The sequence below is a fragment of the Sphingomonas trueperi genome (assembly GCF_011927635.1).
Classification (GTDB): domain Bacteria; phylum Pseudomonadota; class Alphaproteobacteria; order Sphingomonadales; family Sphingomonadaceae; genus Sphingomonas; species Sphingomonas trueperi.
The window spans coordinates 69281-92335 of record NZ_JAATJB010000001.1; the positions used below are offsets into that span (position 1 = coordinate 69281).

Annotated in this window: 19 protein-coding genes; 8 read left to right on the top strand and 11 right to left on the bottom strand. The window is 69.8% G+C overall.

Going from position 1 to position 23055, the window contains the following annotated elements; all coding sequences use genetic code 11:
- Nucleotides 1-57: 57 nt before the first annotated feature.
- From GGR89_RS00355 to GGR89_RS00375, 5 genes are all read left to right on the top strand, one after another.
- On the top strand, nt 58-1863 hold the full coding sequence (locus GGR89_RS00355) for an AcrB/AcrD/AcrF family protein (protein ID WP_125974631.1): 1806 nt from the start codon (nt 58-60) through the stop codon (nt 1861-1863).
- 49 nt (nt 1864-1912) lie between these two features.
- Nucleotides 1913-2653, top strand: coding sequence for a 16S rRNA (uracil(1498)-N(3))-methyltransferase (locus GGR89_RS00360; RefSeq protein ID WP_125974633.1), 741 nt, complete (start codon nt 1913-1915; stop codon nt 2651-2653).
- 58 nt (nt 2654-2711) lie between these two features.
- On the top strand, nt 2712-4088 hold the full coding sequence (locus GGR89_RS00365; protein ID WP_125974635.1) for a glutamate--cysteine ligase: 1377 nt from the start codon (nt 2712-2714) through the stop codon (nt 4086-4088).
- Between the two features lie 65 nt (nt 4089-4153).
- Complete coding sequence (locus GGR89_RS00370) at nt 4154-4432, top strand: antitoxin of toxin-antitoxin stability system (protein ID WP_125974637.1); 279 nt, start codon at nt 4154-4156, stop codon at nt 4430-4432.
- The gene (locus GGR89_RS00375; protein WP_125974639.1) at nt 4429-4713 is read left to right on the top strand and encodes a type II toxin-antitoxin system RelE/ParE family toxin; all 285 of its coding nucleotides are present in this window, start codon (nt 4429-4431) and stop codon (nt 4711-4713) included. The genes GGR89_RS00370 and GGR89_RS00375 overlap by 4 nt, the downstream gene beginning before the upstream one ends.
- Before the next feature lie 70 nt (nt 4714-4783).
- Here the strand turns inward: GGR89_RS00375 and GGR89_RS00380 are convergent, their stop codons facing one another.
- The 11 genes from GGR89_RS00380 to tssA form a co-directional block, all read right to left on the bottom strand.
- Nucleotides 4784-6352, bottom strand: coding sequence for an aldehyde dehydrogenase (NADP(+)) (locus GGR89_RS00380; RefSeq protein ID WP_125974641.1), 1569 nt, complete (start codon nt 6350-6352; stop codon nt 4784-4786).
- Between the two features lie 159 nt (nt 6353-6511).
- Nucleotides 6512-8212: a serine/threonine-protein kinase gene (locus GGR89_RS00385; RefSeq protein WP_167712680.1), complete on the bottom strand. Its 1701-nt coding sequence runs from the start codon at nt 8210-8212 to the stop codon at nt 6512-6514.
- Between the two features lie 2 nt (nt 8213-8214).
- Complete coding sequence (gene tssH / locus GGR89_RS00390) at nt 8215-10842, bottom strand: type VI secretion system ATPase TssH (RefSeq protein WP_125974645.1); 2628 nt, start codon at nt 10840-10842, stop codon at nt 8215-8217.
- On the bottom strand, nt 10839-11882 hold the full coding sequence (tssG, locus tag GGR89_RS00395; RefSeq protein WP_125974647.1) for a type VI secretion system baseplate subunit TssG: 1044 nt from the start codon (nt 11880-11882) through the stop codon (nt 10839-10841). The genes tssH and tssG overlap by 4 nt, the downstream gene beginning before the upstream one ends.
- Nucleotides 11846-13708, bottom strand: coding sequence for a type VI secretion system baseplate subunit TssF (gene tssF / locus GGR89_RS00400; RefSeq protein WP_125974649.1), 1863 nt, complete (start codon nt 13706-13708; stop codon nt 11846-11848). The genes tssG and tssF overlap by 37 nt, the downstream gene beginning before the upstream one ends.
- The gene (tssE, locus tag GGR89_RS00405) at nt 13708-14238 is read right to left on the bottom strand and encodes a type VI secretion system baseplate subunit TssE (protein ID WP_125974651.1); all 531 of its coding nucleotides are present in this window, start codon (nt 14236-14238) and stop codon (nt 13708-13710) included. The genes tssF and tssE overlap by 1 nt, the downstream gene beginning before the upstream one ends.
- Nucleotides 14235-15044: a type VI secretion system accessory protein TagJ gene (locus GGR89_RS00410; RefSeq protein ID WP_241213532.1), complete on the bottom strand. Its 810-nt coding sequence runs from the start codon at nt 15042-15044 to the stop codon at nt 14235-14237. Before GGR89_RS00410 ends, tssE begins: the two co-directional genes overlap by 4 nt.
- 78 nt (nt 15045-15122) lie before the next feature.
- Nucleotides 15123-15608, bottom strand: a complete 486-nt coding sequence (locus GGR89_RS00415) for an Hcp family type VI secretion system effector (protein WP_125974653.1) — start codon at nt 15606-15608, stop codon at nt 15123-15125.
- Nucleotides 15609-15670: 62 nt separating this feature from the next.
- The gene (gene tssC / locus GGR89_RS00420; RefSeq protein ID WP_125974655.1) at nt 15671-17164 is read right to left on the bottom strand and encodes a type VI secretion system contractile sheath large subunit; all 1494 of its coding nucleotides are present in this window, start codon (nt 17162-17164) and stop codon (nt 15671-15673) included.
- Between the two features lie 28 nt (nt 17165-17192).
- On the bottom strand, nt 17193-17735 hold the full coding sequence (gene tssB / locus GGR89_RS00425) for a type VI secretion system contractile sheath small subunit (RefSeq protein WP_125974657.1): 543 nt from the start codon (nt 17733-17735) through the stop codon (nt 17193-17195).
- Between the two features lie 322 nt (nt 17736-18057).
- Entirely contained in the window at nt 18058-19068 is a 1011-nt protein-coding gene (tssA, locus tag GGR89_RS00430; protein ID WP_125974659.1) for a type VI secretion system protein TssA, read from the bottom strand.
- A 125-nt stretch (nt 19069-19193) separates the two neighbouring features.
- Here tssA and GGR89_RS00435 point away from each other — a divergent pair, with 125 nt between their 5' ends.
- The 3 genes from GGR89_RS00435 to tagH are packed head-to-tail and all read left to right on the top strand — an operon-like array spanning nt 19194 to nt 22971.
- Entirely contained in the window at nt 19194-21122 is a 1929-nt protein-coding gene (locus GGR89_RS00435) for a type VI secretion system Vgr family protein (RefSeq protein WP_164542645.1), read from the top strand.
- Entirely contained in the window at nt 21119-21664 is a 546-nt protein-coding gene (locus GGR89_RS00440) for a DUF6931 family protein (RefSeq protein WP_125974661.1), read from the top strand. The genes GGR89_RS00435 and GGR89_RS00440 overlap by 4 nt, the downstream gene beginning before the upstream one ends.
- On the top strand, nt 21661-22971 hold the full coding sequence (gene tagH, locus GGR89_RS00445) for a type VI secretion system-associated FHA domain protein TagH (RefSeq protein WP_125974663.1): 1311 nt from the start codon (nt 21661-21663) through the stop codon (nt 22969-22971). Before GGR89_RS00440 ends, tagH begins: the two co-directional genes overlap by 4 nt.
- The last annotated feature ends 84 nt before the right edge of the window (nt 22972-23055 follow it).

Sequence of the window (23055 nt, forward strand, 5' to 3'; positions counted from 1 at the left end):
GCTTGCCCTCTGACCGGCGCTCGCCCTAATGCGCGGCAGCATCCGAGGAAAGCGATTTTGACGGCCAACATTCAGCGGCTTTTCCGCCTTCGAGACGAATTCGACCGCCACTGGCTGCTCTGGACGCTGGTCGCCTGGGCCTGCGTGACGGTGTGGTTCCTCGTCCAGCGCCAGGGCAACATCTACTGGCTGACGCTGGGCGACACCGACGACAATATGCGGTTGATGCAGGTCCGCGCGCTGCTGGCGGGCCAGGGCTGGTACGATCTGCGCCAGTACCGGATGGACCCGGCGCTGGGCGGATTCGACATCCACTGGTCGCGGATCGTCGACCTGCCGATCGCCGGGCTGATCCTGCTGCTCAAGCCCTTTGTCGGCATGGCCACGGCAGAGAAATGGGCGTGTGGGCTCGCCCCCCTGCTGCCGCTGTCGATCACGATGACCGGGCTCGCGCTCACGGTCCGCCGCCTCGTCTCGCCCTTCGCCTGGCCGATCGCGCTGGTGCTGCTGGTGAGCGTGTGCACCACGACGCTGCCGATGTACGCGCCGCTGCGGATCGACCATCATGGCTGGCAGCTCGCCGCACTGGCGATGACGGTGGCCGGCATTGCCGATCCCAAGGGCGCGCGCGGCGGCGCGGTCGTCGGCCTCGCCAGCGCCTTTTCGCTGTCGATCGGGCTGGAGCTGCTGCCCTTCTGCGCGATGGCCGGGGCAATCCTCGCGCTGCGCTGGGTGTGGGACGCGGCCGAGCGGGCCCGGCTGATGGTCTATGGCCTCACGCTGGGCGGCGGCTCGGCGATCGGCTTCGCGGCCTTCGCCTCCTATGCCAACCAAGCGATGCGCTGCGACGCGCTGACGCCGGTGTGGCTGAGCGTGCTGGTCGCCGCCGGCGCGCTGCTGGTAGCGCTGACGCTGGCCAACCCCGCCGCGCGCTGGGTGCGGCTGGCGCTGGCGGTGGTTGCCGGCGGGCTGATCGTCGCGGGCTTCGTCCATTTCTTCCCGCAATGCCTCGGCCGTCCCGAGCAAGTCTCGGACGAGCTCTACAAGACCTGGCTCTCCAACGTCCGTGAAGCACGGCCGATCTACCGCCACCCGGCGGACGTCGCCGTACCGGTCGCGATCGTCGCGGGCCTGGGGCTGCTCGGCGCACTGCTCGCGGTATGGCACGCGCGGCGCAGCGCCAAGCTGGTCGGCTGGGTCGCGGTCGCGCTGTTCACGGCCTTCGCCGCCGCGATGCTGCTGTGGCAGATGCGCGCGGCGCCGGGTGCGCAGCTGCTCGCGGTGCCCGGGATCACCGCGCTGATCTGGATTCTGGTGCCCCTGCTCGTGCGGCGGGGTCCGCTCTGGGTGCGGATCGGCGTGGCGGTGCTCGCCTTTGTGGGCGTCGGCGTGGTCGCCAGCGGGGTGAAGATGCCCTGGGCGAACAAGACCGCGCCCAGGCCCGGCAGCGACAAGGTGCGCCAGGCGAACATCGCCTGCACCCGCACCTCGCAGCTGCGCACGCTGAACGCAATTCCCGCCGCGACGATGTTCACCCAGGTCGATCTCGGGCCCCGGCTGATCGTGGTGACGCACCACAATGCCGTTGCCGGGCCCTATCACCGCAACGGCCAGGCGATCCTCGACGTCCACCATGCCTTTACCGGCACGGCCGACGGCTTCCGTCCGATCGCGGCGCGCCACAAAGCGGCCTATTTGCTGCTCTGCCCGAACATGGCGGAAACCACCGTCTACCGCTCGCACAACCCGGTCGGCTTCTACGCCCAGCTCGCCAAAGGACGGGTACCGGACTGGCTGGAGCCAGTGGCATTGCCCGACGGCTCGCCCTACAAACTGTGGAAGATCCGCTACCAGGGACAGTGACCCCGCGCCCGGATGGACGAAAGGGGCATGGCGCGGCTACAGCAGGCCCATGCCCGCAACCCCCGCCTGGCCGCCGCAATCCGCCCCTCGCCTGTTCGTCGAAGGCCCGCTCGAATCCGGCCTGCGCCGGATCGACGGACCCCAGGCGCATTATCTGGGATCGGTGATGCGGCTGAAGCCTGGCGAGGCGGTGAAGCTGTTCGACGGCACGAGCGGCGAATGGCTCGGCATCGCCCGCGACGTCGGCAAGCGCGACCTGACGCTGGAGATCACCGAGCAGCTCCGCCCGCACGAAGCCGTGCCGGACCTGTGGCTCTGCGCCGCGCCGATCAAGAAGGGTCGCATCGACTGGGTGGCCGAAAAGGCGTGTGAACTGGGCGTTGCGCGCCTCGTGCCCGTCCTCACCCGCCGCACCGTGATCGACCGGCTCAACCTCGATCGCCTGCGTGCCCACATGATCGAGGCCGCCGAGCAATGCGGCCGCACCGCGCTGCCCGAACTGGTCGAGCCGGTGAAGCTCCCCGCCCTGCTCCGCGACTGGCCGGCCGACCGCGCGCTGTTCTTCGCCGACGAAACGGGCGGCGTGCCCGCGCTGGAGGCGATGCGCGCCCATCCCGGCCCCGCCGCGATCCTCGTCGGTCCCGAGGGCGGATTCGACGCCGAGGAACGCGAATCGATTCGCGCCGTTTCGCAGGCGATCGGCATCGCGCTCGGCCCCCGCATCCTGCGCGCCGAGACCGCGGCGGCGGCGGCGGTGAGCCTGTGGATGGGCGCCGCGGGCGACTGGTAAACCGAACGGTACAAAAATCCGCTGGCGTCGTTTCGTCGGCATCGCTAGAGGCGCGAAAATGAGCACCAAGACCGTTTCGACCAAGACCGCGGCGGTCATCGAGGATCGCGCCCAGCTGGTCGAGTATTTCGCCAAGGGCGAGAAGCCGGCGGAGCGCTGGCGCATCGGCACCGAGCATGAGAAGTTCGTCTACTGGATGGACGGCAGCCACCGCGCGCCCAGCTATGAAGAGCGCGGCGGCATCCATGCGCTGCTGATCGGCCTCACCGAATTCGGCTGGAAGCCGATCTATGAGGGCGAGCACGTCATCGCGCTCTCCGGCCCCGATGGCGCAATCAGCCTGGAGCCCGCCGGCCAGTTCGAGCTCTCGGGCGCTCCACTCGAAAACCTGCACGACACCTGCGCCGAAACCGGCCGCCACCTCAAGCAGGTCAAGGCCGTCGGCGACCGGCTCGGCATCGGCTTCCTCGGCATGGGCATGTGGCCGGACAAGACCCGCGCCGAGCTGCCGATCATGCCCAAGGGCCGCTACGAGATCATGCTGCGCCACATGCCGCGCGTGGGCTCGATGGGGCTCGACATGATGCTGCGCACCTGCACCATCCAGGTGAACCTGGACTATGCCAGCGAAGCCGACATGGCGAAGAAGTTCCGCGTCGGCCTGGCGCTCCAGCCGCTGGCAACCGCCTTGTTCGCCAACTCGCCCTTCACCGAGGGCAAGCCCAACGGCTTCCTCTCGTACCGCAGCCACATCTGGTCGGACACCGATCCGGCGCGCACCGGCATGCTGCCCTTCGTGTTCGAAGACGGCTTCGGCTACGAACGCTATGCTGACTATGCGCTCGATGTGCCGATGTACTTCGTCTACCGCGACGGGAAATATATCGATGCGGCAGGCCTCAGCTTCCGCGACTTCCTGAAGGGCGAGCTTTCGGTCCTGCCGGGCGAGCTGCCGACGATGGACGACTGGGCCGATCATCTCTCCACCGCCTTCCCCGAAGTGCGGATGAAGCAGTTCCTGGAGATGCGCGGCGCCGATGGCGGCCCTTGGGGCCGAATCTGCGCGCTGCCGGCCTTGTGGGTGGGCCTGCTCTACGATTCGGGTGCGCTCGATGCTGCCTGGGACCTGGTGAAGGGCTGGTCGATGGAAGGCCGCGAGGCGCTGCGCAGCGCGGTGCCGAAGCTCGCGTTGGATGCACCGCTGCCAGGCGGCGGCAAGCTGGCCGACATTGCCGGCGAGGTGCTGAACATCGCCGGCGCGGGGCTCCAGGCGCGCGCCCGGCTCAACGGCTCGGGCGACAACGAATCCGGCTTCCTCGATCCGCTGCGCGAGATCGTGCGGACCGGCAAGGTGCCGGCGCAGGTGCTGCTCGATCGCTATCATGGCGACTGGCAGGGGGACATCACCCGGGTGTATGGCGAGGCGAAGTTCTAGCCTCCCGTTGCCCGGCGACATTCCGACATGGTATATACCTCGTCAGTATCGCTTGCGAGGTTGCCATGTCGAAAGCCGCCGTGTTCACGATGAAACTCGAACCCGATTTGCGGGATGCGTTCATGGCAGCGGCCGAGGCAGCGCATCGACCCGCCTCGCAAGTTGTTCGGGAACTGATGCGCGAGTTCGTCCAGCAGCAAGAAAATGCCGAAGCCTATCGCGCGTTCGTCACCCACAAGGTGGAGCTTTCGCGCGCGTCGATCCGTCGGGGCGAAGGCCGTAGCAACGAAGAAGTGGAAGCCGCGTTCGCCGCACGTCGCGCAAGGGTAACTGACGCCCAGTGAACGTCCGCTGGTCGACCGAAGCGGAGCAAGACCGCGCGGCGATCTGGGACTATATCGTCGCACGCGACCGACAGGCAGCCGTGCGCATCGACACGTTGATTCGTGATTTCGCCTCCAAACTCGCGGATTTCCCATTGCTCGGACACCCGGCAGACGTGCCCGGAACGCGCGAGTTCACCCCGCATCGCAGCTATCGATTGATCTATGAAATCGCCGAAGACGCGATCTGGATCGTCGCTGTGATTCACACGGCGCGGCAATGGCCGCCGCTGGAGCTGTGAATAAACTGCTGTAACGCTGCCCCGCCATCCCCCTCCCGCAAGCGGGAGGGGGATTTAGCGAGGAACAGCCTCAGACGGTCGGCTTGCCGTCCACCCGCGCCGGCACAGCCGTACCATCGCGCACATCAGCCGGGAGCAGTGCTTCCGGCAGGTCCTGGTACGACACCGGGCGCAGATACCGGTCGATCGCCAGCGTACCCACCGAGGTGCTGCGGCCGTCCGAGGTCGAGGGGAACGGCCCACCATGGACCATCGCGTCGGTCACCTCGACGCCGGTCGGCCAGCCATTGGCGAGGATGCGGCCGGCCAGGCGCTCCAGCGACGGCAGCAGCTCCTGCGCGACGGCGACGTCGCCCTCGTCCATGTGCAGCGTGGTGGTCAGCTGGCCTTCGAGCAGCGAGACGACTTTCTTCAGCTCGTCGACGCTGGCGCAGCGCACCAGCAGCGAGGTCGCGCCGAAAATTTCCTCGGCATGGCTCGGATCGGCGATGAAGTCCGCCCCCTGCATCGTGAACAAGGCCGCGCGGCCGCAGGTCGGGCCCTGCGCTTCGACGCCCTGCGCAAGCTGTTGCACGGTCGAGACGCCGGCGAGCTTCGCCACGCCGCTCTCATAGGCCTTGTGGATGTTCGGCGTGAGCATCACCTGCGCCGGCGCGCCGAGCATCGCTTCGCTGGCCGCCGCCAGGAAGCGCTCCAGCGCCGGGCCTTCCAGCGCCAGCACGAGGCCAGGATTGGTGCAGAACTGGCCCGCGCCCATCGTCACCGAGGCGACATAGCCCTTGCCCAGCGCCTCGGCGCGGGCTTCCAGCGCTGCCGGCAGCAGGAAGACGGGGTTGATGCTGCTCATCTCGGCATAGACGGGGATCGGCACCGGACGGCTCTGGGCGATCTTCACCAGCGCGAGGCCACCGCCGCGCGAGCCGGTAAAGCCCACCGCCTTGATCCGCGGATCGCTGACCAGCGCGCTGCCCAGCTCGTTGGCGGTGCCGGCGACCATCGAGAACACGCCTTCCGGCATGCCGGTCTTCTCGGCCGCGCGGGTGATCGCGGATGCGACCAGCTCGGCCGTGCCCGGATGCGCCGGGTGGCCCTTCACCACCACCGGGCAGCCGGCGGCGAGCGCCGAGGCGGTGTCGCCGCCAGCGGTCGAGAAGGCGAGCGGGAAGTTCGACGCGCCGAACACCGCGACCGGCCCCAGCGGCACCATGCGCAGGCGCAGGTCGGGCTTGGGCAGCGGCGCGCGATCGGGGATCGCGTGATCGATGCGGACGCGCAGATAGTCGCCCAGGCGCAGTTCCTTGGCGAACAGGCGCAGCTGCCCGGCGGTGCGGCCGCGCTCGCCCTGCAGGCGGGCCTGGGGCAGGCCGCTTTCCTGCATCGCGCGCTCGATCAGCTCGTCGCCCAGCGCCTCGATTTCTTCGGCGATGGCTTCGAGGAACTTGGCGCGTTCCTCGCGCGACAGGCTCGAATAGGGCAGGAACGCAGCCTCGGCGGCAGCGCAGGCGGCGTCGACGTCTTCCAGCGTCGCCGTGCTGAAGCTGGGTTCGATCTCGCTGCCGGTAGCGGCGGCAACGGCGCGGAAGCCGGCGTCGCGGGCGACGCGCTTCGATGCGATGAACAATTCTCCGGTCAGCGCCATGATGAGCTCTCTCTCCGATCGACGAGGATGATTCTGAAACTGGGCGTTAGCGGTACCAAGACCGCCTGCGCGACTTAGGGGCCGCGCAGGCGCGGTTCAACCACGGAGTGGGGCACGCGTCAAATGTCGGAGTAAGCTGCGGTGCCGATCGCCCTGCCGTCAGCCGCAGCGGCGATCGGCATAGAGCGCCTGCCACTTTCGTCCACGCAGTTCCTCGATACGCGCACCGTTGCGGCGCAGCGCGACCTGGCCGAACAGGCCGCTCTTCACGTGGCACTGGTTGAAGAACACGGTCAGCGCACAAGCCGCCTTGCTCGTATGGCCGATCAGCTTCCAGTCGCCGGTAAAGCGATAGCAGGCGCCGACGCCGCTGCTCTGCCAATGGTGGCTGCGCTCCAGCTTCTGCAAGTCGACGAGTTTGCCCGCCGCATCCTCCTCGGGCTTGCGCACGGGCGCCACCGGCACCGGTGCCTCGGGCGTCGGCTTGGCGGCCGGGAGCGCAGCGGGCGATGCCGCCGGGATCGGCGTCGGTACGGGAAGCGCAGCGCCCCTGGAAGCCGGTTCAGGCATTTCCACGCGGGGGCCTTGCGAAGCCGCCGGCGACGGACGCGGCACGGCAGGGGCTTGGGGGACGGTGCGCGCAACCTGCCTTGCCGGCGGCGGAGCGGCGGGCGGATGCGACGCGGGTGCGGCGACGAGCCACCATGCGCCCCCGGCGACCGGCAGCGCGGCGAGCGCCCAGATCCCCTTGCCGCGCCGCCGCTTCGGCGCAGGCGCGGGCCTGGGAGCGGCGGCCGGTCGCTTCGGGGCAACCGCGACGGCGGGCGCCGGCACCGCGCGCACCGGCGCGAACACGGCTTCCGGGGCGGACGGCACGGCAGGCGCCGGGACGGGTGGAAGCGATGCGCCGGCCGCATCCTCCTCCGGCAGCACCAGCGAGTCGAGGAACGCCAGCACCTCCGCCATCGAGCGGATCCGCTCGGCGGGGTTCGGCGCGAGCATCTTGCGGAGCAGCGGCACCAGCGCCGGCGGCAGGCCGTCGCAATCGGGCAGCTGGCGGCGGCGTTCGACCGCGTCCGCCAGCGTGTTCCCCATCGCCGGCGCCTTGCCGCGCGCAAAGGCGAGCAGCACCAGGGCGGTGCTGTACACGTCCGTCCAGGGACCGACATCGCGACCGAAGTCGCCGAACTGCTCGGGCGCGACATAGCCGAGCTTGCCGGCAAAGCCCTCGCCGACGACGGTCTCGCCGCCGATATCGAGGCTCTTGGCGATTCCGAAATCGATGATCTTCGCCCGCTCGATCGCCCCGCCCGGCAGCAGCACATTGTCCGGCGACATGTCGCGGTGGACCGCGCCATGTTCGTGCGCCGCCAGCAGTCCCGCGGCAAGCCGGCGCGCCAGGATCGCGATCTCGGCCGCCGTCGGCAGCAAGCCCCCCAAGTGCGCCGAAAGCGGCTCGCCGTCGATGAAGTCGGTGACGATGTAATAGAGATCGAGCATCGGATCGCGCGCCAGCACGCGGTACTGCACGATCGCCGGGTGGGCGATCTGGGTGAGCACGCGCGCTTCCTTGCGGAACATCGCGATGATCTTGTCTTCCTGCGCCAGGTGGCTGCGGATCGCCTTGATCGCGACGCGCTCGTCGCTCTCGACGTTGATGCCCTCGAACACCTCGCCCATGCCGCCGCGCGCGATGAAGCGATCGACCCGATAGATGCCGTTGAGCACGTCCCCGGGCACAAGGCTGGCGCCGCGGCGACCGCCGCCGCCGGCGCCCGGCAGCGACCCGCCCGCGCTGGGCTCGATCGCGACGACGGTGCGATCGTCGCCGGGCCCGTCCTTGTCGGGCATCGGTTCCATGCTCACTCGGCCGCCAGCGCGGGGAGGTCGGCACCGTCGCCGTCGAAGCGATAGGTGAAGCCGTCGCCGTCGACACCGACATGGATCGCCGTCACCGCCGTGCCGGCGATCTGCCGCTCGATCAGGCCCAGCGACAGATCGGGGAGCAGCGTGTTGGTGAGGATCGCATCGATCATGCGGCCGCCCGAGGCGACCTCCTCGCAGCGCGACACGATCAGGTCGATCGTCGCCGGCGCCACGATCAGCGCCGCGCCATGATGCTCCGCCACACGGCGGATGATGCGATCGAGCTGGAGCCCCACAATTTGCCGCAGCATCGCCGGCGAGAGGGGCAGATAGGGCAGAACGCTCAACCGCCCGAGCAGGGCCGGCGGGAACACCTGGAGCAGCGCCGGGCGCAGCGCCCCGGCGAGCGCCTCGGGCGCTGGCGCCGTCTCCTCATCCTCACACAGGCTGGCGATCAGGTCGGTGCCGACGTTCGAGGTGAGCAGGATCAGCGTGTTGCGGAAGTCGATATACCGGCCCTCGGCGTCTTCCATGTAGCCTTTGTCGAACACCTGGAAGAACATCTCGTGGACATCCGGATGCGCCTTCTCGATCTCGTCCAGCAGCACCACCGAATAGGGCCGCCGCCGCACCGCTTCGGTGAGCACCCCGCCCTGGCCATAGCCGACATAGCCAGCCGGCGCGCCCTTCAGCGTCGAGACGCTGTGCGCCTCCTGGAATTCGCTCATGTTGATCGTGATCAGGCTGTCGTCGCCCGAATAGAGGAGTTCGGCAAGCGCATGCGCGGTCTCGGTCTTGCCGACGCCCGAGGGTCCGCAGAGCAGGAACACGCCGACCGGCTTGTCCGGATTGTCGAGCCGCGCGCGGCTGGTGCGCAGCCGCCGGGCGATCGCCGCCATCGCATGGTCCTGCCCGATCACGCGGCGCTGGAGCCGGGCCTCCATCTCGAGGATGGCGGTGAGTTCGTCCTGGACCATCCGCCCGACGGGAATCCCGGTCCAGTCGGCGACCACGGCGGCGACCATCTCCTCGGTCACCTCGCCATGTACCATCGCGCGGTCGCCGCGTGCGGCGTCGGCGGCTTCAAGCGCGACATCGAGCGCGGCGTCGCCCCCGTCCGCCAGCGCGGCGCGTGCCTCGGCGACCGCCGCGACGGCCGCGCGCTCGCCCGCCCATTGCTGCTCGAGCGCGGCGAAGGTCGCGCGGGCTTCAGCCAGCGCCTGTTGCAGTGGCGCGATCCGCCCGGCATTGGCATAGCGCCCGGCCGCCTCGCGCTCGGCGATGCCCAGTTCCACGTCGAGCAGTTCGATGCGGCGGCGCGCATCCTCCACCGGCGCGGGCGTGGCATGCTGCGAAACCGCGACGCGCGCGCTGGCGGTGTCGAGCAGGCTTACCGCCTTGTCCGGGAGCTGCCGCGCCGGGATATAGCGCTGCGACAGGCGCACCGCCGCGGCGACGGCCTCGTCGAGCACCACGACCCGGTGGTGCTCTTCCATCAGCGGCTTGACCGAGCGCAGCATCGCGATCGCGGTCTCGATATCGGGCTCGCCCACCGCGATCGGCTGGAAACGGCGGGTGAGCGCCGGATCCTTCTCAAAATACTGGCGATACTCGGCCCAGGTGGTCGCGGCGATCGTTCGCAACTGCCCGCGGGCGAGCGCCGGCTTGAGCAGGTTCGCGGCGTCGCCGGTGCCGGCTTGGCCGCCCGCGCCGATCAGCGTGTGCGCCTCGTCGATGAACAGGATGATCGGCTTGGGCGAGGCCTCGACCTCGTCGATCACTGCGCGCAGCCTCTTCTCGAACTCGCCCTTCACCCCCGCACCAGCCTGGAGCAGCCCGATGTCGAGCGCGTGGAGGGTGACCTCGGCGAGCGCGGGGGGCACATCGCCATCGGCGATGCGGCGCGCCAGCCCCTCGACGATCGCGGTCTTGCCCACCCCGGCCTCGCCGGTGAGGATCGGGTTGTTCTGGCGGCGGCGCAGCAGGATATCGATCGCCTGCCGGATCTCGGCATCGCGGCCGACGATCCGGTCGATCGCGCCGGTACGCGCGCGTTCGGTGAGGTCGACCGCGTAGCGGGCCAGCGCGCTTTCTTCCGTCGCCGGAGCCTGCGTGTCCGACAGCGCCACCGGCTCGGTCCCCGCAGCCTCGGTCGAGTGGCGGACGATGTCGGCGAAGTCGGCGCCCAGCCGCTCGGCGGAAAGCTTGCGCCATTCGGCCGAAGTGGCGTGAAGCAGCCCGCGCAACGTCGGCGTCTTGAGCATCGCCAGCAGCAGATGCCCGGTGCGCACGCGCGGCGCGGCGAACATCAGCGAGGCGAACAGCCAGCCCTTCTCGATCACTTCCTCGATCTGCGGCGCGAAGTCCGAGATCGCGCTGGCACCGCGCGGCAGCCGGTCGAGCGCCTCGGAAAGATCCGCCGCCAGCCGGGCATCGTCGATGGCGAAGGCGCGGCGGATCGCCGCCACGTCGTTGCCGGCATCCTGCACCAGCACGTGCAGCCAGTGGACCAGCTCGACATAGGGATTGCCGCGCATCCGGCAGAAGCCAGTCGCGGTCTCGATCGCCTTGAGGGCGGTGGGGTTGAGGCGTCCGAACAGCGCCGACCGGCTGATCTCCGTCACGTGATGGTCTCCTTGGAAAGGGTGCGGGCGAGCCGCCGGGCGCTGGGGCCGAGCCTGGCATCGGCGCGGGTGCCGCCGGGCGCCGCACGCCCGGTCCAGCCGCTCCAGCCGAGCCGGGCGCCGCCGCCCAGCCGTGCCGGGCGGATCGCCTCGGCCGACACGGCGAGTTCGACGTCCCATTCGAGATGCGGCGGCGCGAAGGCATCGAGCGCGGCGACCAGCAGCGCATAGCGCTGGCCGCCAGGCAGGAAGGCGGCATGGTCACGCGGATCGCGGATGGTGAGTTCGACGCGGAAGGCATCCTGCCAGGTCCGCACCCGGCCGCCCGCCATCGCATCCTGCCCCAGTCCCGCGCAGCGGCCGCCGAGCCGCGTGCCGTCCTCCGGCTCGACCGCACGCCAGCGCGGCACGAACTCGCGGATCCGCACCGGCACGCGGAGCAGGTCGGCGAGCGCATCCTGCAGCCCCGCCGGGCTACGCGGCGATACGAACAGCGCGGCATGGCGCAGCCGGGCCGCGGGCGGAAAGGCGCTGTCCGCGCGCGCGCCGTCCTGCGCGCCGGTCAGCGCGGCGACGCGATCGGCGAAGCGGTCGTCGGCCGGGCGATCGGCGCTCGCCGCCGGGCTGGTCGACGCCCAGGCGCGGTAGAAGAGCTGCAGCATCCGCCCGGCAAGGACGTCGAGAAAGCTGCCATAGGGCTGGGTGCGCGAATAGCGCTGCTCATAGGCGGCAAACTCGCTGAGATGGAGCGGCAGCGGCCCCATCGGCCCGGTCAGCCCCAACCATTGCCCGGCGACCGTCGCGCGGCCGTCTTCCACCCGGATCGCATCGAGCGTGGCGGCGGGAAAGGCGAGCGACGGCGTGTGGGTGAGCGTCGCGATGTCCTGCGCGGGCAGCTTCGCCTCGCCGATCCGCGGCAGGCCCGGCGCACGCGCCTCCGCCCCGCGCAGCAGCGCGAGCGGACCCAGCCGGCGCAGTTGCTGCGCGGCGCGGGCGAAATAGCTCAGATGGTCGGACGGCGGCCGATGCGCGCGGGCCATTGCGCCAACCTCCCTTGCTGGAGGGTCTCGAACACCGTTTCGGTGAAGCTGTTGACCGCGGCGAACTCGCTCAGGAAGCGCTCTAGCACCGCCCCGAACACGAACATGCGGCCATTTTCGAACGCCGCCTCGTCGAGGGTGACGCACAGTTGCTGCCCGCGCACGAAGCCGGGCTGCGCGCCCGGCACGCGGCGCGAGACGGGATGCGCGGTGACCGAGCGCACCCCATCCACCTGCCGTCGCAGCGCCGGATCGTCGACGCGGCCGTAGAGCGCGAGATGGCTCTGCAGCACGTCGGGACTGCCGTCGGGATCGCTGGCGAAGCCGGTGTAATTGGGGGTGAGGTGGCTGATCACCCGCCACGCCGCATCGCCGATGCCGAGCGGCGGCCGCGGCGGCGTCGGCGCGCGCAGCATCGTGATCGCGCGCACCGGCAGGCCCTCGCCCGACAGCGCCGCGCCGGTGCCGCGCACCAGCGCGGGCAGCTCGCGATTGGTGACGAGCGCGCGGACCGACAGTTCGCCGATCTCCTCGATGCGATCGGGCCGGCCGGGGGCGGTCAGGCTGATCCAGGTCTCGGTGCCGGTATAGTCACCGCGCCGCCGCGCGCGCTGCTCGCGGGTCGAGAGCCGCCGGTAGCGCAGCCGCGGCACGTAGAAGATCGCCTCGCTCCAGTCATAGAGCATCCCGGCGAAATCGTGCAGCGGCAGCACCGGCTGGACATCGTCCGCCTCGCGGCCATGCGCCTTCACGTCGAGCAGCCGCCACACCTCGTAGTTGAGCGGGCGGGTGCGATCGGCGATCACCTGATGCTCGTGCTCGAACCCGCGCAGCGGCACGCGGTCGAGCTGCTTCTCGAACAGGTTGATCGCCGGCGTCGCGAACAGCCGGAAATTGGCCGAGGACAGCGCGCCGGCGAGCGCCGGCGCGGCGCGGCGGAGCAGGATCACGACGTCGCACGTCTCGCCTTCGCAGGCGGCGAAGGCGGCGCGGAGCCCTTCGAGGCGGGCGAACAGGAAGCGCTCGGGGCAGGCGAAATATTCGCCGAGCAGCCGATAGCCGCGGTGCGAACGCCGGTCGTTCGGCAGCAGCGCATGCGCCTCGTCGAAGCCATGCTGCGCCGGTACCGGCAGGCGCACGCCGCCGGCCGCGCCCGATTCGGGCGCACGGGCGACGACGGCGACGGCATCGCCGATCAGCTGGCGAAACACTTCGCCCGGCACGCTGCCCGCCCCGTCGAGATAGAGCGGGAGATCGTCGACCGGCAGATCGGCCAGCCGCATGCCCTCGGTCGTCCCCAGCCGCAGCCGGATGCCGGCCTCGATCGTCTCCCCCGCCCCCACCGCGGTGAGGAACGGCGCGACGGCGGCGCGCGAACAGAGATACTCCGCCTCGACCACGCGGAGCGGCCAGAGCGTCACCGCATGGCCGGTGACGAACTGGACGGAGGAGTTGTCCCGATCGGCGGCGAGCGCGCGCAGACGCGTGCCGCGCGGCACGGCGACGCCTTCTGCCAGGGCCCCGTCGCCGGCATGCGGCTCGAACCCGGCGATGCAGATCGACGGCGTCGGCGCGAGATAGTGCGGCTGCACCACCTGCAGCAGATGCTGGGTGAAATCGGGAAACTGGTCCTGCAGCTTGAGCTGCACGCGCGCCGCGAGGAACGCCACGCCCTCCAGCAGCCGCTCCACGTGCGGGTCGACTTCGCCCGAGGCGTCGAGCCCCAGTCGGCCGGCGACGGTCGGGTGCTCCTCGCCGAATTCCCGCGCGGTTTCGCGGAGATAGACGAGCTCGTCGTTATACGCCTGAAGGAGCCGGGGATCCATCACTGCTCCCGGAAGGCGACCGCGCCGGTTTCGATCTCGACGTCCGAGCGGAACTCGACCGGCAGCGCGGCGACCGCGCTCACCAGGTCGCCGCGGATCACGAAGCCGACGCTGCTGGCGCGGGTGCGATCGGGATCGACCTCGACCTCGAGGCTGCCGCGCGCCACCCGCGGCTCGAACCGCGCCACCGCCTCGCGCATCTCGCGCGCACGCGATTGCACGCCCGGCCGGGTGAGCAGGCTGCCGGTCAGGTCGGCAAGGCCGTAGTTGAGGACGGAACTCGCCACTTCGGGCGCCGCCGAGAGATCCTCGGCCGAGGCGAGCGAGATGGTGTTGAGCAGCCAGTTGAGCTCGCGCAGCACCGTCGTGCGGAGCGCGGCCTCGTTGAACCGCTCGATCCGGGGCACGGTGTAGAAGCGCAGCGAGGTGCGATCCATGCCGCGCACCTCCACCGACTCGTCGCGCAAGCCATCGAGCTCGAGATCGGCGACAAGCTTGTCGAACAGCGTCGGGTTGATCCGCCGCGTCATGGCTGGGGATCGAAGCGGATGCGGCGGAAGCCTAGGATGCCGATGTCGGTGCCGTCGCTGGTGGTCCAGAGGTGCTGGCCCAGGCCGTGGACGGCGTCCTCTGCCTCGTGCCATTCGGTACGCCGCGCGAGCCGCAGGGCGCCCTCCTCTTGCACTTCGGTGCCGGGATAGCGCACCGGCAGCAGCGCGGCGATCCCGGCACCGTCGCGCAGGCGGATCTCGGCGGGGAGCCATACCAGGTCGCGCAGGTCGACCGGCCCTTCGCTGGTGATCTCCGCGACCGCCGCGAACGGGATCAGCCCCCAGCGCCCGGCCACGACCGCCTCGAACATCGGCCCGAAGCGACTGTCGGCGTCGAACAGATAGTCGAAGCGGTGGCCGTCGATCTCGCCGGGCATATCGGGGCTGCCGTCGAGCGCGTGCCGGCGCAGCAGCCCCGCATCCGGCCCCACCGCGGCGAGCGCATCGACGAACACTTCCGCCCAGGCCTCGCCGCCGGCGAGCAGCGGCGCGCGTTCCTCGCCCGCCATCGCCGCGGCGCGCAGCCGCTCCGCCTCGATCGCCTGGCCATAGGCGACCGACAGCATCTGCGCCTCGGGCGAGAGCTGCGCCAGCGCGCGGAGCTGGCTGCGCGCGCCGTCCCATGCGCCGTCGATGCACAGCATCTGGCACAGGAACATCCGCGCGCGCTGGTCGCCGGGGGCGTTACGCACCACGGCAGCCAACGCCTGCCGCGCGGCGACGAGATCGCCCGAGGCGAGCTGCGCCGCGATGGCCCGTTCCTGCGCGACATCGGCTGGCATCATCTTGGCTCTCTTGCTGGTCGATGAAAAAGGGACGCCGCGCCTTCATGCCGAGGCGGATGCGGAGCGCCCGAAGACCGATCAGGCGCTGGTGTTCTTCAGGATGTCCCACTTGAACTCGGGCGCGCCGCCGGCCGTGCCGTCCTTGGTCTGCTCCTTGTAGGTCATGTGCATCTTCTCGAAATTGAGCGACACCATCTCCGTGGTGCGCTCGTCGCCGCTGCTGCCGCCGTGCTGGATGTTCGAGACGAGCACTTCCTCCATCACGATGGTGAGATACTCCAGCGGGCTGTCGCCGCCCGCCTTGCGCATCGTGAGCGTCGCCTTGGTGATGTGCTTGCCCTGCGCGCAGCTGAGCATCAGCGGCATCGAGGCGAGGTCGACGAACTTGGTGACGGTAATATCCTGGAAATTGGCTTTGCCGGTGCCCGCACCGCCGCCCATGTGCGCGGTGCCGACATTGCTCATGCCCCAGTTCCAGCCGATCACGTCGATCTCGGCAGGATGCTTTGCGTCCTTCGACTCGCCGTTGATGCCTTCGAGCTTCAGGAAAATATCGACAGCCATGATTCATCCTTGATGGGTTTGAAGCGGGAGAGAGGGAGAGGGAGGTTGGGCGGGCCCGCGGCTCAGTTGCCGGACTTGGGCAGCCGCGAGACCATGCTCAGCGACACGTCCATGCCCTCGAGCTGATAGTGCGGGATCATGCGGAACAACCCGCGATAATAGCCGGGGTTCTCGGGGTCCGGGATCACCTCGACCGACGCCTGCTTCAGCGGCTTGCGCGCCTTGGTATCCTCGGTCGAGAAGTCGGGCTGGACGTCGACATATTGCATGATCCAGCTTTGCAGGTCGCGCTCCAGCACCGGCGCCTCGCGGCTGCTGCCCACCCAGTCGCGCACCATGCACTTCAGGTAATGCGCGAAGCGGCAGCTGGCGAAGATGTAGGGCAGCCGCGCCGAGAGGTTGGCGCTCGCCGTCGCGTCCGGATCCTCATAGGCCTTGGGCGCATGCAGCGTCTGCGCGCCGATGAAGGTCGCATGGTCGGTGTTCTTGCGGTGAACCAGCGCCATCAGCCCGGCCTTGGACAGTTCGGCCTCGCGCCGGTCCGAGATCGCGATCTCGGTCGGGCACTTCACGTCGAGCCCGCCTTCGTCGGTGGGAAACAGCGCGGTCGGCAGATCCTCCACCGTGCCGCCCGATTCCACGCCGCGGATGCGCGTGCACCAGCCATAGGTCTTGAACGCCTCGGTGATCCGTACGCCCAGCGCATAGGCGGCGTTGAGCCAGAGATAGTTGTCGTGATCGCCGTCGACCTCTTCCTCGAAGGCGAATTCCTCGACGGGGTCGGTGTTCGCGCCGTAGAGCGGGCGCCCAAGGAAGCGCGGCAGCGTCAGCGCCATGTAGCGGCTGTCGTTCGAGGCGCGGAACGAGCGCCAGGCCATATAATCGGTAGCGTCGAACTGCTTGGCGATGTCGCGCGGATTGGCGAGCTCGCGCCAGCTGTCCATGCCGATCAGCGCCGGGGCCGCCGCCGCCAGGAACGGCGCGTGCGCCGCCGCGCCGATCTTGGCGAGCCCCTTCATCACTTCGATGTCGGGGCCGCTGTGATCGAACTGATAGTCGCAGACGATCGCGCCGTACGGCTGGCCGCCCAGCTGGCCGAACTCGGCCTCGTAGATGCGCTTGAACAACGGGCTCTGGTCCCACGCCGCGTCGCGATACTGGCGCAGCTGGCGGCGCGTCTCCTCCTTGGAGACGTTGAGCACGCGGATCTTGAGATCCTTGCCGGTCGACGTGTTGCCGACCAGGTACCACAGCCCGCGCCACGCCGACTCCAGCTGCTGGAATTCGGGATGGTGCAGGATCGCGTTGACCTGCTCGCTGAGCTTGCGATCGATCGCCGCCTTGAGCGCGTCGACCGTCATGTAGACGTCCTCGCCGATCACCGCGGCGTCGGCGAGCGCCTGCTCGGCGAGCGTCTTCACCGCTTCCTCGATGCGCGCGCGCTTGCTGTCCGAGCCGGGCTTGAACTCGCGCTGGAGCAGCATCGCGAACGTGTCCGCGGCGCCGTCTTCCGTCAGCTGGACGCGATCGTCCTGCTGCGTTGCTTGCTGGGCCATCTGTGCCTCCTGAATCCGGGATCTGCGGTTATTCGGCTGCGCCGCCGTCGGCCGTGGCCTCGGCCGTCTCGGCATGCGCCGCGCGGCCGGCGGCAAGCGACCGCATCAGCTCGGGGTCCTTCAGGACCTTGTCGAGCAGCTCCTGCGCGCCGGCCTTGCCGTCCATGTAGAGCATCAGGTCGTTGAGCTGCTCGCGCGCCTCGAGCAGCTTGGCGAGCGCGGGAACGCCGCGGGCGATCTGGCCGGGGCTGAAATCCTCGAGCGTCTTGAAGGTCAGGTCGACGCCCAGCCGCCCCTCGCCGGTCAGCGTATTCTCGACCGTGAAGGCGGCGCGCGGCGCGATCCGCTCCATGCGCTCCTCGAAATTGTCCATGTCGAAATCGACGAAGTCGCGCTGGTCGTGCGGTTTCTTCTCGACCAGCGACTTGCCGGAAAGATCGGACATCACGCCCATCACGAACGGGATCTCGATCTTCTGGCGCGAGCCATAGGTCTCGACCTCATATTCGATATGGACGCGCGGCGCCCTGTTCTCCTTGATGAAGCGCTGACCGCCCCGTGCCGAAACCATAGCCACCTCGTGCGTTTGCGATTGCACGGGGAAACCGGTTGGGGATCCGCCGTGCGACGCTTGCCGAGTAGCGAGCGGACGGCTTCAGCCGGATTTCAGAAGCCGGCGGCGAAGCTACGATCGAAACAAGACACTTTGTACGCACGAGAAATGCCGCGCGTTCGGCGCCCGCAATATTTCAGGCGCAACGCAATCCTCCTACCCCCCGGCACCCGGCCGCGCTTATCTCGACACGCACCGCTTCACACCGTTACGGGAACCGCAGCACATGGCAGCGCCGCTCGCCGCCCGACATCGTCCTGCCGAACGCGCCCGCGCTGGCTTACTGGCCGCGCATGCGCAGAATGGCGTGCGCATCGCCGAGCGCACTGGGTGCGATGTCCTCGAGCACGGCCATGAAATCGAGACCGATCCAGCCGCGCGCGCGCTCGACCAGCATCGGCACCGGGCTCGACGGCTCGTTTCGGCGATAATAATCGAGCACCAGATCGAGCACCCGGGCCACATCCTCCCGGTTCCGCACGGTGCCGCGCAGCGGCTGCGTGCCGCCCTCCTCCACCTCAAGGCCCGCAACGACACCGTCTTCGCCCGGCGTGTCGATCTCCGCGTCGACCGGCGTCGGCACGAAGCTCCGCAGCGCGATCTTCTGCGTCGAAAGCGCGTCGTACAGCGCGGAGAAGTCGGTGGCATTGCGGGCGCCGGCATTGGCCATCAGCCGCTCGTCGATGGCGTGGAGGGTCGCCTCGATCCGCTCGATCGCGGCGGCGCCCTCGGTCAGCGCCGCGCGAACCTCGGCCTCGGCGAGCATCGCGCGGAACATGCCGTACCCTTCCTCGCCTTCGCCGCCGCGGTGGAAGCGCGCGATGTCCTCGCCGGTGATCCGGCCGAGCCGGGCGTGATCGGCATAGACGATGCGCCGCAGCGAGCCCGCGAAGGCCGGCACCGAGGCGAGCGCATCGAACGCGCTCTTGCGTGCCTCCACGCCATATTCATCGAGCCGCGGATGCACCGCATCCCAGTAGCGGTCGAGCAGCCCGGCGACGAACGCCACGCCCAGCTCGACCTGGTCGAGCCTGCCCGACTCCGCCGCGGCACGGCAGAAATAGACCCCCAGCCACAGGTCCTTGGTCCGCGTGGCGAGGGTCGCGATGGTGTCGAGCACCTGCCGCCAGTCGGTGTCGGCGCGCTGCTCGACGATCCCCGAGGCGTCGATCGAGACCGACGTGTCGAACGCCTGCTCGATCCGGTGGCGCTGCGGGTCATAGGCGAGGTCGGGCCCGGCGGGATCGTCTTCGGAGACGGGCGCCAGCAGGGTTTCGAGGTCGATGGCCATGTCGGGAGCATCCTTGATCGGGGGACCGCCGGGGCCCGGCGGGCGGCGCCGGGCCTAGGCGCGGCTCGGAAGCCGATCAATCGACGACATGATGACAATAGTAACAGGATGGAAAGCGCGATCGCATGAAGCGCCAGGCCGAAATAACGCTCGATGTCGGCTCGCCGATCAAGCTTCTGAACTTCTCTTCGTACGAGCGTCTGAGCAGCTTGTTCACGATCACTGCTGAGATCGTCGTCCGCGACAAGGTGGATTTCCTGCCGAAGCTCGGCAACGCCGCCAGGATCGAAGTCTTCGAGCTGGACGCGCATGTGCGCTACTTCCACGCGCAGCTCGCCGAAGCACATTTCCTGCGCGAGGAGGATCAGGGCTATCACTACAGGCTGGAGCTGCGGCCCTGGCTGCACCTGCTCGACCATAATCTCGCCTATCGCGTGTTCGAGGCGCGCAGCGTCGTCGACATCCTCAAGGCGGTGCTGGCGCCGTATAGCCGCCGCGTCGATTTCGGTGGGCTGACCGGCAGCTATCGTCCCTGGCAATATTGCACCCAATATCGCGAGAGCGACTTCGCCTTCGTCTCGCGGCTGATGGAGCGCGAGGGGATCTATTATTATTTCCGCCACGAGGCGGGCGAGCATGTACTGGTGCTGTGCGACTCCCCCTCGGCGCACAAGCCTGCGCCGGGCTATGCCACGGTCAAGCTCCGCCCCGACTGGTCGGGCCGCAGCGGCGGGCTCGCCGAGGCACTGTGGGACTGGCACGAGCATGTCCGCAGCGGCGGCGAGCGGCGCTATCTGCTGCAGAGCTTCGACTATCAGGCAAGCACGGTGCGCGAGGGCGAGAAGCAAGGCCCCGCGCGCAACAAGGCGGACAGCCAGGAGGTGCATCGCTACACCGGCGACTTCGTCGAGCCCGCGCTGGCGCAGCATTGGGCCGAGGTGGCACTGCAGGCGGCGCGCGCCAACCAGCGTGTCTATACCGGCACCGGCGATGCGATCGGGCTCGCCTGCGGCGGGCGGTTCACGCTCGATTCGCAGGACGCCTTCGACCGCGGGGCCGAGTTCGTCGTCACCGCGCTCGACATGGCGATGGACGCCGAGCCCTATCGCACGGGCGCGGACGCGACGCCGCGCCGCGTCTCGATCGAGGCCGTTCCCGCCGACACGCCCTGGCGCGCGCCCGCGGTGACGCCCGCGCCCATTGCCGGGCCCGAAACCGCGATCGTGGTCGCGGGCGGCGCCGACGACAGCAATGTCGATTCCCAGGGCCGCGTGCGCGTGCGCTTTCTTTGGAAGCGGGCGTCGGAGGGGGAGGAGAAGGCGCGCTCCTGCTGGCTGCGCGTCTCCTATCCCTCGGCAGGCGCGGGGTTCGGGCATGTCACGCTGCCGCGCACCGGCGAGGAAGTGATCGTCGACTTTCTCGACGGGAACCCCGATCGGCCGATCCTCACCGGCCGCGTGTACAATTCGGAGCACGTGCACCCCTATGCGCTGCCCGAGCATCGCACCCGCTCGCTCTACCGGTCGCAGACGATCGGGGCGAGCGGCAGCTATGCCGGGGCCGAGGGCGGCGCGCCTCGCGGGCGCGGCTATAACGAGCTGCATTTCGAGGACAAGGGCGGGGCCGAGCAGGTCTATCTCCGCGCCCAGCGCGACCGCGTGGCCGAGGTGATGCTCGACGACGAGCTGCGCGTTCGGCGTGATCGCAAGATCCGGGTCGGCCGGGACCGCACGACCGAGGTGCACGGCGACGACAGCGTGTCGGTCGAGACCGGCAACCACAGCCTCGACGTCGCGCGGGGCAGCGCCGACATCACGGCCGCGCGGGAAATCAAGCTCGCGGTAGGGCTCAACACCATCATCATGAACGAAGCGGCCATCACCCTCCGCGTGGGCATGAACAGCATCATGATCACCCAGGCGGGCATCGTGCTGAACGGCTTGACGATCACCGGCAACACGGCGGGCGCACTGACGCTCAACAGCCTCGGCACCGCCACCGTCACGGCCGCGGGATTGCTGACCCTGCACGGCGGTGCACTGGTGATCCTGTGAGCTGGCCGCGCACCATCTGGGTGCAGGCGCGCCAGATCAACGCGCTGCTGCGCTGGCCGGCGCTGCCCGGCGACGAGGCGGCGCCCGATCGCTTCTTCGAGCGGCTGCGCGCCGAGGGCAAGACGGCCGAGGCGGCGCTGTTCCTGGGCCAGGCGCTGCCCCGGTTCGAGGCGGTACTCTGGGCAGCGCAGGTCGCCGAACCCGTCGCGGGACCTGGAGACGCCGCGGCGATGGCGGCGGTCCAGGCGTGGCTGGCCCATCCCGCGGAGCCCCAGCGCCGCGCCGCAGGCGCAGCGGCGCTGCAAGGCCCCCCGTCCACTGCCGCGACCCTTGCCGCCAGCGCGGTATTCCATTCGGGCGGCTCGATCGCGCCGCCGGACCAGCCTCCGGCGGCACCGCCCCGCGAAGTCGCCGGCACGCTGGCCGCGGTCGCAGTACTCGCCGCCGTCGCCACGGCCGGCGCGGACCACCGTGCCGCGCTCGACCACGCCCTCGATCTTGGAACGGCCCTCGCCCGGCGCGAGGCGGAGACCACCCCATGACGCTGACCCTCACCCTCCAGCCCGGCACGGCGCAGGACCCTGCCCAGCCCGCCCCGCTGCGCCTCGACGGGCATGGCGCGCTGATCGGCCGCTCGCCGCATGCCGACTGGCACCTGCCCGATCCGCGTCACCACATCTCGTCGCGCCATTGCGAGGTCAGCTATCGCGACGGCGCCTATCTGCTCACCGACCTCAGCACCAACGGCACGTTCGTCAACGATTCCGCCGAGCGGCTGACGGCGCCCCACGTGCTGCGCGACGGCGACCGGATCGCGATCGGCGACTATCGGATCGCGGTATCGCTCCCGGCCGAGGCGAGTGCCGGCACGCATGTCGCGGCCGCAGCGGCGGCACCGGCGGAGTCGCCCTGGGGGAGCTGGGACCCGCCCGCGCCGCCCGCCGCGCCCTCGGGCTGGGACGATCTCCCGGCCGCACCGCCGCCGGATGCCGGCCTCTGGGCAGTGCCCGAGCCGGAGCGCGCGCCTTCCGACTGGGCCAGCGCGCCGCGCGAAAGCACCCAGCCCTCGGCGAGCGATGTCTGGGGGCAGCTTGCCGCCGAAAGCGCGATCGATTGGTCGCGCGGCGATTTCGGCGCCGCCGAAGCGTGGAGCGCCGCGCAGCAGCCGGCGCCCCTGGCGCTGCCGCCGCAGCCGGAGCACGCCGCGACCGCCTCACAGGCTGATGCCGTCGAGATGCTCCCTGCCCCTGCCTCGATCGGCGAAGACGGCTGGGCGGCGTTCCTCCGCGCCTCGGGCGTACCCGCCGATCGGCTGCGCAGCCGCCCGGCCGAGGCGCTCGCCGCCGCCGGCGCCATGCTGCGCCAGATGGTCAGCGGCCTGATCCTGATGGTCGATGCCCGCGCCCGCGCCAAGGCGCAGCTCGGCACGCCCGCGACGAGCCTCGAACTCGAAGGCAACAACCCAATCAAGTTCGTGCGCTCGCCCGAGCGCGCGCTGCTCCAGCTGCTCGACGCGCCCGAGCCCGGCTTCATGGATGCCGCCCGCGCAGTGGAGGACGCCTATCAGGATCTGCAGGCGCACCAGATGGCGACGTTGTCGGCGATGCGCGGCGCGCTCACCCAGACGCTGGCGCAATTCGCCCCCGACGCGATCCACGCCCGGCAGCCCGCGCCGGCGGGCCTCGCCCGCTGGTCGCGCCAGGCGCGCGAGGCGGCGCTGTGGCGCGCCTATGTCCGCGACTTCGAAGGCGTGGTGCGCGGTGCCGACGAGGCGTTCATGGACCGCTTCGCCAAGGAATTCCGCGGCGCCTATGAGGAGCAGATCGCCGCGATGCGCGGCGCCCGCTAGAGCATTTTCAAGTTGACCGTGTACGGTCAACGACTCGGAAAATGCGGCAAACAAACATCTAGAGCGTCTTCACCCATGGTGAAA

Excerpts from the sequence above, each read along its gene's own strand:
- GGR89_RS00380 (WP_125974641.1), bottom strand. The coding sequence starts at position 6,352 with ATGGCGCTGACCGGAGAATTGTTCATCGCATCGAAGCGCGTCGCCCGC.
- tssF (WP_125974649.1), bottom strand. The coding sequence starts at position 13,708 with ATGGATCCCCGGCTCCTTCAGGCGTATAACGACGAGCTCGTCTATCTC.
- tssC (WP_125974655.1), bottom strand. The coding sequence starts at position 17,164 with ATGGCCCAGCAAGCAACGCAGCAGGACGATCGCGTCCAGCTGACGGAA.
- tssB (WP_125974657.1), bottom strand. The coding sequence starts at position 17,735 with ATGGTTTCGGCACGGGGCGGTCAGCGCTTCATCAAGGAGAACAGGGCG.
- tssG (WP_125974647.1), bottom strand. The coding sequence starts at position 11,882 with ATGGCCCGCGCGCATCGGCCGCCGTCCGACCATCTGAGCTATTTCGCC.
- GGR89_RS00365 (WP_125974635.1), top strand. The coding sequence starts at position 2,712 with ATGAGCACCAAGACCGTTTCGACCAAGACCGCGGCGGTCATCGAGGAT.
- GGR89_RS00410 (WP_241213532.1), bottom strand. The coding sequence starts at position 15,044 with ATGATGCCAGCCGATGTCGCGCAGGAACGGGCCATCGCGGCGCAGCTC.
- tssA (WP_125974659.1), bottom strand. The coding sequence starts at position 19,068 with ATGGCCATCGACCTCGAAACCCTGCTGGCGCCCGTCTCCGAAGACGAT.
- GGR89_RS00415 (WP_125974653.1), bottom strand. The coding sequence starts at position 15,608 with ATGGCTGTCGATATTTTCCTGAAGCTCGAAGGCATCAACGGCGAGTCG.
- GGR89_RS00435 (WP_164542645.1), top strand. The coding sequence starts at position 19,194 with ATGAAGCGCCAGGCCGAAATAACGCTCGATGTCGGCTCGCCGATCAAG.
- GGR89_RS00370 (WP_125974637.1), top strand. The coding sequence starts at position 4,154 with ATGTCGAAAGCCGCCGTGTTCACGATGAAACTCGAACCCGATTTGCGG.
- tagH (WP_125974663.1), top strand. The coding sequence starts at position 21,661 with ATGACGCTGACCCTCACCCTCCAGCCCGGCACGGCGCAGGACCCTGCC.
- GGR89_RS00360 (WP_125974633.1), top strand. The coding sequence starts at position 1,913 with ATGCCCGCAACCCCCGCCTGGCCGCCGCAATCCGCCCCTCGCCTGTTC.
- tssE (WP_125974651.1), bottom strand. The coding sequence starts at position 14,238 with ATGACGCGGCGGATCAACCCGACGCTGTTCGACAAGCTTGTCGCCGAT.
- GGR89_RS00385 (WP_167712680.1), bottom strand. The coding sequence starts at position 8,212 with ATGGAACCGATGCCCGACAAGGACGGGCCCGGCGACGATCGCACCGTC.